This is a genomic window from Microbulbifer okhotskensis, assembly GCF_023895975.1.
Lineage (GTDB): Bacteria > Pseudomonadota > Gammaproteobacteria > Pseudomonadales > Cellvibrionaceae > Microbulbifer > Microbulbifer okhotskensis.
In genome coordinates this window covers 38,532-48,544 of record NZ_JALBWM010000026.1, presented here as the reverse complement: position 1 = coordinate 48,544, position 10,013 = coordinate 38,532, and the positions used below count along the sequence as shown (strand labels likewise).

Below are 10,013 nucleotides of genomic sequence, written 5' to 3'. Positions count from 1 at the left end.
TTTAGAAAAGATATGAGCATTAAAAGGCTTCGGAAAAAAGCCGGCTGGGATAGTGAAACTTTAGACAAGATAATTACAGTCACCATTTAAGCTGATTTATATGGGACAGCCCTGGGGGGGGAATAAGTTAAACTATTTGCCTGTTTCCACAGTGAATAAGTTTGAAGCAGAAATAGACTATGACTTGACGGGTCCTTCAACTTCCTATCGTCATACCGGCGAAAGCCGGTATCCAGAATCCAACGCTAAAAACTAGCTATAAATACCCTGTAAAAACCACTCTTCTGAGGTAAGGTCCTGAAAAACCCAGTAGAGCTCACCCCTCTTATTTTTTGCAATATAGTAATCTCGTCCGTGGCGGCCGTGTTGCCACCAGTAGCCGTCGATGCGTTCCGGGCCTTGTAACAGTTGGAGTTCCCCTCGATAAAATAACTTGTGCTCACTGCTGTCCAATTTGCTAGGGCGAGACAGCAGCCAATTGGGGCGCAGAGCTTTAATGGGTTTTATTTTCCGGCCATTGGAATTGCTTTGTATTAGCAGGGCGTTTGCACTTTGCCAGGCTTGTTCCGGTAAGTAACTTTCCTTTAGCGCAACCCCGGAGACAGCCTGATGACCAAGGCGGGCTTTTAGTTTGTTTATCAGTTGTTGTTTGCGCTGAATCTGGCTGCCTTCACCCAATAAATCCTCATCCAATAAGCCTTGCTCCAATGTCATCAAGTGATCGCAACTTAAACACACGGATTGTACTGGCTGATCCAGTGTTAATCGTTCCAACTGGAGTTTTGTCAGGACAAGCAGGCGCTGGGATTCCAGTTGTGGAGTCGATATTTCTACGGTTATCGCCTGGGTTTTATTCTGGCCAAAGTTCAATTGCCATTGGAGTCGTTGAGTGTAGAGCTGACGCCGTTGTAGTTGTGCGCAAAGCTCTCTCAACAAGCGCCCCATTGGGAATAACAATTGTTCGCTGTTATCCAGGGGGCTGGGAGAAAATAATTCGCTGTGGAATTGGGCGGGTGGCTGATAGCTGGAGACGGGGTCCTGGCGGCTGCCATTGAGCCGCGCGAGGTAGTCTACAAAGGGGCGGCCAAAGCGGGCGCCGACTTCCGATAAGGGGATAGCGAGCAACTGGCTGACTCTTTTGATACCGCAAGTGTAGAGCTTGGCAAGGGTTTTATGGTCGCAGTCGAGCAGTTTGCTCGGGGTAAAGCTGATCCACTGTTTCCATTGCTGAGGGGCTGGCGCTGTGTGTGTCTGCGCAAGCCATTGGCGGTGCTCCGGGAGTTGGCTCAGCAGGCGTGCAGCGCTGGGGTTGTGGCCAAGACCCATAATGCTGTCGACCCCCATATGCTCAAGTTCGTTATTCAGTTGATCTATCAGTGCTCTGAGCCCACCGTTGGCTTTCAGGCAGCCGCTCAACTCCAGGTAAAGATGGGCCGGAGTGCTTTCTCCGTTGTTCATAGGCCCCACCGTCTGAGGTGAAACGACAGGTGTGAAGCTGTAGCCCCATTGGGCCAATTGTTGCAGCTGCTGTTGCTCCCGCTGTGGGTCTCGCGCTAATAGTCGCAAGTCTGCACAAAGGGCGCAGGCGGTGGCGATACTGAGCCCGGTTTCAACGCCACGCTGGCTTGCAGCGGGGTCGCTTTCTACGATTAATTGCTTTTCAACGACAGCTTGGGGCGCAGTTTCTCCCCCCTGGGGTTGTGCGCGGGTTAGCACTTCCAGCGGGAGTTTGGGGAATTGAATACAGAGCCAGAGCATGGTCTTCTCCACCGGTGTCTGTCAGTGCAGGGGCTGGTCTCGATGGACCAGTCTTGCGGTTCTAGCCAGGTAGAGGTGTTGGCCACTGGGGCCGCCCAGTTGCTTTAGGAGATTTAACGCCAGTTGCTCTCCAGCGGATTCGAGCTTTAGGCGCAGGCTGGCGGGTGAAGGGTTGGTAGACTCGCTCTGCGGACGGAAGTGAAAGTGCAGGCAGTCGCCGGTGCGGGCGGCGACTTGTAGTCGGCGCAGGTCTTTATGGTTGGGGATCTGGCGGTCCTGCCAGCTGAGCAGGGCACCACAGCTGCCGGATTGCAGGGACTGCTCTATCGCCCAGAGCCTATCCTTGGGCCCGCGCGGGTGCAGTATCAATAGATTTTCCAGGCGGATACCGCTGTTGGCTAGCGCTGGAGCGTAGGGAATATGGGGGGGATTGATCAAAATCACCGTCTGTTGGTGCTGAGTGAGTTCGGCCAACGCCGGCAGTAGCAGCGTGAATTCACCGATCCCTGTCTGATTGAGCAATAATTCGGTGGTGGCACCGCGGGGCCAGCCGTGCCCGGTAAGGAGGGCGTCGAGGCCGGGATAGCCGCTGGCAATAGCACTGCACTGCCTTCTGGGTTCATTGGCAGCCTGCCAGATATCGGCCCTGTTGAGTAGTTGTTCAAGCTTCTGGCGTTTTGCCTGGCTATCTAACGGCTTGGTTTGCAAAAAGTTTTCGGCGCTACCCACGATTCCACCACTCAGTTCTGGCCAGGTTTGGCTCAAATCTTCAGCTAAGGCTGTATGCACATCCAGTAATGCTGTTGATTTATACAGTATCTATTCAGGGGTAACAAGAGAGAAATCATTGCATTGGCACTTTTTTGCACAGCCCAAACCGGCTATGATTCCGCCACTTTTATTGAGCACTTATTATTCTATTCAGGGGGATGGAGTGAGTATCAAGTCCGACAAGTGGATTCGCCGCATGGCTGAGCAGCACGGTATGATTGAGCCTTTTCAGGCGGGCCAGGTGCGCCATAACGATGATGGCGAGCGACTCATCTCCTATGGCACCTCTAGCTACGGCTACGATGTGCGCTGCGCTCGTGAGTTCAAGATCTTTACCAATGTCCACTCAGCCACGGTTGACCCGAAGACCTTCGATGAGAACAGCTTTGTGGATGTGGAAGGCGATTACTGCATTATTCCGCCCAACTCCTTTGCCCTGGCGCGCACGGTGGAGTACTTCCGTATCCCCCGCTCGGTGCTGACGATCTGCCTGGGTAAGTCCACTTATGCCCGTTGCGGCATTATCGTCAATGTGACACCGCTGGAGCCAGAGTGGGAAGGGCATGTGACTTTGGAGTTTTCCAATACCACTAACCTGCCGGCGAAGATCTATGCCAACGAAGGCGTGGCGCAGATGTTGTTTTTTGAGTCCGATGAAGTCTGTGATGTGTCTTACGCCGATCGCGGTGGCAAGTACCAGGGACAGCGCGGCGTAACCTTACCGCGTACCTGATTACCTGGGTGTACCCGGTCATAAATTCTTATCTATGACAGAAATTTCTTTGAGCGCATTGCCTGAGCGCGTCGATGTCTTGGTCATCGGCGCCGGGGCGGCGGGGTTGATGTGTGCGGCTGCGGCAGGCCAGCGCGGGCGCAGTGTGCTGGTGCTGGATCACGCTAATAAAGTTGGCAAGAAGATCCTGATGTCCGGCGGCGGCCGCTGTAATTTCACCAATCTGTATACCAGCCCGGAGAATTTCTACAGCGACAATCCCCACTTCTGCAAGTCGGCCCTGGCGCGCTATAGCCAATGGGACTTTATTGCCCTGGTGGAAAAACACGGGATCGCCTACCACGAAAAAACCCTCGGCCAGCTCTTTTGCGACAACAAATCCAGAGATATTGTTGATTTACTGCTGGCGGAATGCCGTACAGCCAAAGCCCAGATTCGCACCCGCTGCGCAATTTCTGCGGTTAGAGCTGCGGAAGCGGGTTACCGGGTGGAAACCACTATGGGAACGGTTGTTTGTGAATCGTTGGTGGTGGCTACCGGTGGTCTCTCGATTCCCACGATGGGGGCAACGGGGTTCGGTTACGACATCGCTCGCCAGTTTGGGCTGGATATAGTCCCCACCCGCGCGGCATTGGTGCCGTTTACACAACACAAGCGCCAGCTGGATCGGCAAAGCAGCTTGCCGGGGACTTCTCTTGCGGTGACAGCCTCTTGTGCTGAAGGCAGTTTTCACGAGCAGATGCTATTTACTCACCGGGGCTTGAGTGGCCCGGCGATCCTGCAGATTTCAAGCCACTGGCGCGAGGGGCAAGCCGTCACATTTGACTTGGCTCCAGACCGTAACCTGGCCGATTGGTTACCACAGCGGCGTCAGCAAAGCCCGGAGAGTCATTTGCACAGTGTGTTGGCCGAGGTGTGGAGCAAAAAGTTGGTGCAGTTTTTCTTGCTGCGAGCAGAAATCACCAGTCGACCCCTCAAGCAAGTGACGGAGGCAGAGTTGCAACAAATTGGCGATAAATTACAGCGCTGGAAGCTGGTACCGGCCGGTAGCGAAGGCTACCGTACTGCCGAGGTCACCCTTGGGGGAGTGAACACCGCGCAGGTTTCGTCGCGCACTATGGAGTGCAAAACCCAAGCGGGGCTCTATTTTGTGGGCGAGGTGCTCGATGTCACTGGTTGGCTCGGTGGATTTAATTTTCAGTGGGCCTGGGCTTCGGCGCACGCTGCGGGAGAGGTGGTTTAATGGGTGACGTAATTCCTTTCAAAAGAAAAACGGCCTGGCAAAAGCACAAAGGCAGTACATTGTGCCGAGAAGGTTTCCATAAATGGAAAACGGTCGTTGAAAGAAAGTTCGATGTTAAGCAGGGAAAGTTGGTTACTGAGTATTGCTGTGAACGCTGTGGTAAAACCAAAACTAAATTAATCTAGCGATCTTACCTCCATTCTATGAAATTACAGTGGGCCTGGCTGCCGTGGTTAGGTTCCTTGAAAATAGTCAAACTGGTGCGAAAGTGTTTCGCACCAGTTTGACTTTCCCAAGCTATTGCAGCCCCTTTTGATTAATAACGATAGTAGCGGCCGCGATAGCGATAATAGTCTCTGCGTTTTCTTTCCCTATCGTAGAGGTAGCCCGCACCGGCCCCAATAACGGCACCTGCGGCGGTGCCCCCTGGACGCCCACCACTGATCAACGCGCCGGTTACGGCCCCGATACCCACGCCGGTGCCGATGCGGCGATCGGTATCACTCATATTGGCACAGCCTGTACCTCCTAGGCCCGCGGCCAACACCGCTGCCAGGCTGAGATGTTTGATGGCTCTGATACGCATAGGCACCCCTGTTGCTGATGGGTTGAGGTATAGGGAATCGGCGTAATTAGCCGAATAATTCGCAGCCAGTGTAGAGTCCGCTTTTACTGGCAACAAACATAAAATGGGAGTTTCGTTCCCTTTTTTTAGAGATATTTAGGGAGTTATTGGGGTGTTTGAAAAACAGGATCTAGTTGAGCTGGCCCGACTTAGCATGCCTTTCGGGAAGTACTCGGGGTATTTGCTGATGGATCTACCAGAAGAATATTTGCTTTGGTTCGCCAGGAAGGGATTTCCAGAGGGCCGGTTAGGTGGCTTGATGGCGCTCGCTCTGGAAATAAAAGTAGAGGGGCTGCAGGGACTTATTGATCCTTTGCGATGAGATAAAATAGCGGCGTAGCAGATTTTTTCGGTTTTGCATGAAGTCCCTAAGAATCGGTAAATTTGTCATCCTGACATTTGACACTAATATAGTAATGCCTAGGTGTGCTTTGCGGAGCAAAGGCCAAGAAAAAGCGGACCGTGATGGAGACTGGACTGACCCGGAAATAGGCCCACAGCGGGTAACCACTGGTCTGGATGATTTCAGCGAGGTAGTAGCGGGAGTAGAGCCAGTCAGCTTGAAAGAGGGAGCGGTCGAAATGATTTCGACCGCCACTCTATTTGAAAACCGAATGATTAGTGATGGCGTTTTATTCGGGATCTCGGAGAAATCCCTCACTTTACATAACCCGGTATTATTGAAAACTAAGCCCAGTAGCTGGCTACAAGGCTAGAACAAATAGTCGTAATTTGTGGGTTTATAGCGGGATACGTATGACGACCCCACCCAGTGTATGGCCCAGTTCAAAGTCAGTACGTGGACTGTCTACATGGTCATTGTGACAGCTGACGCAGGCTGGCGATACACCAACATCCGCATATACAGCAGTGAAGTATTCGGTATCCCCCAGCGTCTCGCGGCCGTAGAAGTTCTCGCCGGGATTGTCAATGACGTACTGTAGGCCTTGCTTTTCCATATCGGTACGCGGCTTGTTCTGCTTGTTGATGGGCCACAGGGAAAGCAGGGCATAATTAAATCCAGATTCATTTTCAGCAACACGCTCTGCACCCATACGCATCATCTGAGCAGGCAGAGGCAATAATTTTTTATCTTGCCAGTGCTCGTCAGCATCTAGAATCTTTTCCTCGTTTTGCAGGCGGTTTACCACCTTATTGGTGTAGTTGGCCCGGTCTGCTTCGATAACAGCAAAAATGGCATCCGCCATTCGCTCTGGCGCAACTCCCTGGTTTTTTTCACAACCTGTGAGTAGGGCCAGTCCGGCGATAATACAAGCGGCAATACGCATAGTGTTCCCCTCCTATTGGGATTTAGTTTGCTTGTTTTTGCTTTTGGAGATCCTTGCAATCCGCTCGCGGATCAGATCGAAAGTCTGATGTTTTTCCGCGGGTTTATGCTTAAAGTTACTTGTAATCAGGCTTTTGTCGGCCAGTGCGGCAAGGGAGAATTCTGCTCCATGGCAGCTTAGGCAAACCGGCAGCATTTTTTCATTGGGGCGAAGGTTATGGTTTTGGTTGTGATTAGCCACTATTTGATCGCCATGAGTTTCCCGTGGTAGGTGACAGCTGGCGCAGCTGACTCCGTCCCCAGGGTTCGCAGTCCAGGTGTTAAAATGGGGGGACTCTTTATAGGCGAGACTGTGCTCATCATTATGACAGCCGAGACAGGCTTCAACAGCGGCAAACTGCATATCAACCTGATGAGGGCCGTGACAGCTGATGCAGCTTAATTCGTCTGTAGCATTTGTACTCATGGGAAGGCGAGCCTGCTGTGGTGATATAACACCCACTTGCTGAATAAACTCCTCAGCCAGTTTGTCGGATAGGCGCATTCCATGTTTGCCTTCAGTGAATGTTTTCTTTTGTTCGCTGTGACAGTCGGTACATTGCTCCACAATCTCCAAACTGCTGAACTGTATTTGGTTTTCCTCATGGCAGCTACTGCAGTTCACATCGGTTTGAGCGTGAACACTTTGCGCCCAGGCAGCCGTAATTTCCATACCGTGATCACCGCTATCGATATCCGCTTGAGAAATTTGCAAAGGTACCTTTTGTGGGTGTTCATTCAGCCAGGATTGAACGGCTGTACGGGCGGGGAGCTTTGCTGTCTCCAAATGGTCAGGCTGATCGGCATGGGCAATGAGGAAGTCCTCATATAGAGAGCCGTTATCGTGATAATTATGACAGCCTGCACTGGCGCAGGTCTCAAAGCCGAGGTCTTTATGGCTGCTGCGTTCCTCAGCAATATCACTGTGACAGTGAAAACAGAAATCACCAGCCAGCGTGACGCCCATTTCTCTCGTGATCTGCGGCTTGTGCTCTGTGTGACAACTCACACATAAGCGGGCATCAAGTGTTTCTAATAGTGATGCATTGCGGGGGTCCAGAAATTTTTTCCGTGGGTGCGAATCATCAACAAGCTCTAACTCCTCTGCGTGGCAATTGAGGCAGGCTTGTTGAACGGCTTCCTCTCCGGAAAATCCATCGGTATGGCAGGAGGTGCAGGCGAGTTCAATTTGATGATGACCATGAGTGGCATCCCCACTGATAAATAGGGATTTATCGTCGATATTAAGGTTGTAGGCGACTGCTGAGCCAATGACCAGGGTCAGCAGCAGGCCGTAGTGCCAGAATTTGAACTGATAGGATTTCATTTAGAAGTAATAAACCGCAAAAATATGGTAGCCGAGAAGGACCGGTAAAGCCCAAAGCAGGGCATAGTGCACACGAGACCACCACTTTCGGTGCTCACGAAGTTTCAGGTCCGTCCAGTGGTGGTTGCGCGCCATAAAAACGCCGACGAGCGAGCCCGTTGCGGTTGCAGTCAGAAATACCAGCATTAGCGCCAGATTCAGGTTTTCCCCAAGGCGAAATCCCGAGTGCATTGCCAGGGCGACCAGCGCAATCAGACCTGTAATGCTATGTGCGTAACGCCAGTGATCGACATGACCAAGGTTGAGTTTTTTCCAGCGTTTTCGAATGCTTAGTGCGGCGGTGAATAAGCACATGGCTAAAATGGTATAGCCGGTAAGCTGTTTCCAGAAATTGTCATACCAGAGCTTTTCCCAGAAAAATGCCGTTTGCACAGAGTCTGAAATGGGCGCTGAAGGCATTAAAAAAGCCAGAGTGATCAGTATCAATGACAACGCTGATGTAACCCATATCCCTTTTGAGTGCCTCATTACCAGGTTGGGGACGGGGGCATCGAGGAGTTCGGCCATCAGTGGGCGGCAACTGCCGCATACTGAGCCTGCGGTAGTTGCCTGCTGCAATTCATTCAGATTGCGTTTGCCATCGGAAATGGCTTTGCACAGCTCCCCCTTGGTGACGGAATTACACTGGCAAACCAGGTAGCTATCGGGGAAATCCTTAAGGTTGTTACCCGATTTCTTGGCGAAAAGCCGGCCTTCATTTTCGAATTGCTTTAACGAGCGCAAAGAAATTTTTTGCCCTTGCGCCACCGCTTGGCGAAGTTCACCCGCTTCATCCCAACTGCCTATATAGCTGGCCCCCAAGATGTTCTCGCCTTTAATAAATAGCCGGCGATAGATCCCCTTGAAGCGGTTTTTGTAAACGTAGCTCTGCGCATCAGCTGCGGCATTGCCATTGTCCGAAGATACATCACCCATAATTCCGCAGGGGATATGGGCAATTTTTAGTTGAATGTCGGTATAGCTACCGGAATAGGGCTGCGAAAGTAATTCACCACCGTAGTTGCGGTGAATATGAGAGCAACAACTTTCGGCCTGCTCATACCCAGGTCGAACCAGCTGGTAAACGGTTTGGTCAAATTCGGCACATTCGCCTACGGCATAAATATCTGGATCAGAGGTTTGCATCCATTCATTGACGACGATACCGCGTACGGTATTGAGCCCACATTGTTCCGCGAGGCTGATTTCCGGTTGAATACCAGTGCACAAAACAATGGCATCTACAGAAAGTGCTTCACCGCTATCGAAGATTAGTGTGCGCTTGCCATCCCATTCTTTTATTGCGCTCAGCGAGTCGCCAATTTTGAGTGTTACGCCGAGAGCGGTGAGGGCTGACTTGAGGAATCCCTCCCCCTCTTCCCCTAAAAGGCCACTTAGTAGATGACCGCGTGATTGGAGGGTGACACTGTTTTTGGGTGTTTTTAATGCTGTTGCGGCTTCAAGCCCCAAGGCGCCAGCGCCAATAACGCAAATATCCGCATTACGCTCCCGCAAAGTAAGTAAATCATTGGTGTTACGCAGGCTGCGGAAGGGGTAGACGCCGGGCAAGTCGGCGCCTTGAATTCCTGGAATGGTGGGGTTTGAGCCGGTAGCAATAATCAGCTTGGAGTAAGGCTGTATATTACCTGCGGCATCCGTTACCGTTTTTTGTGTTCGATCAATTGAAGTGATCTTGCGATCTATATATTCCGCAAGGCGGTGATCATTTTGACCGAGAATAGGGTTGTCGAGCTCTTCCAGCTCTACATGGCTGGAGAGATATTGTGAGAGCTTTACCCGATTATAGGGAGATTCCGTTTCTGCTCCATAGATGACAATTTGCGCTTCATCACAGAATTCCAGCAATTTTTGTGCACAGCGAACCCCCACCGGGCCTGTACCTACAATGACATAAATAGGGTAACTGCTATCTTTAGCACGAATACCGCTTGGCGAATGCTGGACAAGAGTGTTGTCTAGCTCAGTCATACCTCCCCCCGACTACTTTGGCTTTTCTGATGGCCTTTCTTTCTATCTTTCTAGCTTTTTTAATTTTTTAGCCATAAAGCTCTTAAAATTTCTTAGATCAATATCCCACCGCGGGGTATTTTTTAGAATTCTAATTCCTCTATGTTTAAACAAAATTAAATAAACGTCTAGTACTGATTAAGAGATGACGATAGAGAATTG

Annotated in this window: 11 protein-coding genes; 5 read left to right on the top strand and 6 right to left on the bottom strand. The window is 51.2% G+C overall.

The genetic code is table 11. From position 1 onward, the window contains the following. Positions 1-252: 252 nt before the first annotated feature. Together MO867_RS08605 and imuA are read right to left on the bottom strand one after the other, a co-directional pair. Positions 253-1,758 (bottom strand): Y-family DNA polymerase, encoded by a 1,506-nt coding sequence (locus MO867_RS08605; protein ID WP_252465941.1) that lies wholly within the window; start codon positions 1,756-1,758, stop codon positions 253-255. A 21-nt stretch (positions 1,759-1,779) separates the two neighbouring features. Beyond that, a complete protein-coding gene (gene imuA, locus MO867_RS08600) occupies positions 1,780-2,547 on the bottom strand; it encodes a translesion DNA synthesis-associated protein ImuA (protein WP_252465940.1) in 768 nt (255 codons plus the stop codon). 145 nt (positions 2,548-2,692) lie between these two features. Between imuA and dcd the strand changes: the two genes are divergently transcribed. The 3 genes from dcd to MO867_RS08585 are packed head-to-tail and all read left to right on the top strand — an operon-like array spanning position 2,693 to position 4,690. Then, a complete protein-coding gene (dcd, locus tag MO867_RS08595; RefSeq protein WP_252465939.1) occupies positions 2,693-3,262 on the top strand; it encodes a dCTP deaminase in 570 nt (189 codons plus the stop codon). A gap of 34 nt (positions 3,263-3,296) precedes the next feature. Continuing rightward, the gene (locus tag MO867_RS08590) at positions 3,297-4,505 is read left to right on the top strand and encodes a BaiN/RdsA family NAD(P)/FAD-dependent oxidoreductase (protein WP_252465938.1); all 1,209 of its coding nucleotides are present in this window, start codon (positions 3,297-3,299) and stop codon (positions 4,503-4,505) included. Continuing rightward, positions 4,505-4,690 (top strand): hypothetical protein, encoded by a 186-nt coding sequence (locus MO867_RS08585; protein ID WP_252465937.1) that lies wholly within the window; start codon positions 4,505-4,507, stop codon positions 4,688-4,690. Before MO867_RS08590 ends, MO867_RS08585 begins: the two co-directional genes overlap by 1 nt. 131 nt (positions 4,691-4,821) lie before the next feature. On the opposite strand, the gene MO867_RS08580 is transcribed toward MO867_RS08585, so the two are convergent. After that, the gene (locus MO867_RS08580) at positions 4,822-5,091 is read right to left on the bottom strand and encodes a YMGG-like glycine zipper-containing protein (RefSeq protein WP_252465936.1); all 270 of its coding nucleotides are present in this window, start codon (positions 5,089-5,091) and stop codon (positions 4,822-4,824) included. 151 nt (positions 5,092-5,242) lie between these two features. Here MO867_RS08580 and MO867_RS08575 point away from each other — a divergent pair, with 151 nt between their 5' ends. After that, positions 5,243-5,452 carry a DUF3820 family protein gene (locus tag MO867_RS08575; RefSeq protein ID WP_252465935.1) on the top strand — a complete coding sequence of 70 codons (210 nt, stop codon included), beginning with the start codon at positions 5,243-5,245 and terminating at the stop codon, positions 5,450-5,452. Between the two features lie 109 nt (positions 5,453-5,561). After that, on the top strand, positions 5,562-5,846 hold the full coding sequence (locus MO867_RS08570) for a hypothetical protein (protein ID WP_252465934.1): 285 nt from the start codon (positions 5,562-5,564) through the stop codon (positions 5,844-5,846). Between the two features lie 24 nt (positions 5,847-5,870). Here MO867_RS08570 and MO867_RS08565 read toward each other — a convergent pair whose 3' ends face one another. Genes MO867_RS08565 through MO867_RS08555 form a run of 3 tightly spaced genes read right to left on the bottom strand, consistent with a single transcriptional unit; the run spans position 5,871 to position 9,812 of the window. Continuing rightward, positions 5,871-6,419, bottom strand: a complete 549-nt coding sequence (locus MO867_RS08565; RefSeq protein WP_252465933.1) for a Tll0287-like domain-containing protein — start codon at positions 6,417-6,419, stop codon at positions 5,871-5,873. Between the two features lie 12 nt (positions 6,420-6,431). After that, positions 6,432-7,784 (bottom strand): cytochrome c3 family protein, encoded by a 1,353-nt coding sequence (locus tag MO867_RS08560; protein WP_252465932.1) that lies wholly within the window; start codon positions 7,782-7,784, stop codon positions 6,432-6,434. Next, positions 7,785-9,812 carry an FAD-dependent oxidoreductase gene (locus tag MO867_RS08555; RefSeq protein ID WP_252465931.1) on the bottom strand — a complete coding sequence of 676 codons (2,028 nt, stop codon included), beginning with the start codon at positions 9,810-9,812 and terminating at the stop codon, positions 7,785-7,787. It abuts the gene before it with no gap. Positions 9,813-10,013: the final 201 nt, after the last annotated feature.